Annotated in this window: 1 protein-coding gene; it reads left to right on the forward strand. The window is 70.8% G+C overall.

The window, feature by feature from the left end; translation table 11 throughout:
* Positions 1-551, forward strand: a 551-nt coding sequence (locus FPZ47_RS27890; RefSeq protein WP_210420058.1) for a transposase, incomplete at both ends; no start/stop codon positions are given.

The following is a 551-nucleotide window of genomic DNA, read 5'->3' on the forward strand; positions in this document are numbered from 1 at the left end:
CCTGGCCAAACTCAACGCCCGTGCGGGCTGGTCGGTGGCCTACTCGGTGGGGTTCGACCTCGACGAGCGTGCCCGGGTCGCGATCGGGCAGATGCCCGCCGACGGGTGGCAGGCCGCGCTGGATGCGGCCGGACTGGCCCGTGACGACGCGCAGGTCGCCGAGCTGACCGGGCTGCTGCGTGAAGGCCCCGACGGCGACCGGCTGGCCGGCTGGCCGGCCGACATGCGCATCCTGGTGCGCCGCGAACCCATCGAAGAAGGCCGCCAACTGTCGCTGTTCGAGCAGCTCAACGGTTACCGTTACCAGCTCATCGCGACCAACACCGCAGGAGGACAACCCCAGCGCCTCGAAGCCCGCCACCGGGTGCACGCCCGGGTGGAGGGGTTCATCCGCTGCGGCAAGGACACCGGCCTGGCACGCTGGCCATCGCACTCGTTTGCGATCAACACCGCCTGGGTCACCGCCGTCGCGGTGGCCATCGACCTGCTGTGCTGGATGCGGCTGCTGCTCTTGGACGGTCCGCTGGCCAAAGCCGAACCGGCGACCCTGC

Origin of the sequence: Mycobacterium helveticum (assembly GCF_007714205.1) — a bacterium.
Taxonomy (GTDB): Bacteria; Actinomycetota; Actinomycetes; order Mycobacteriales; family Mycobacteriaceae; genus Mycobacterium; species Mycobacterium helveticum.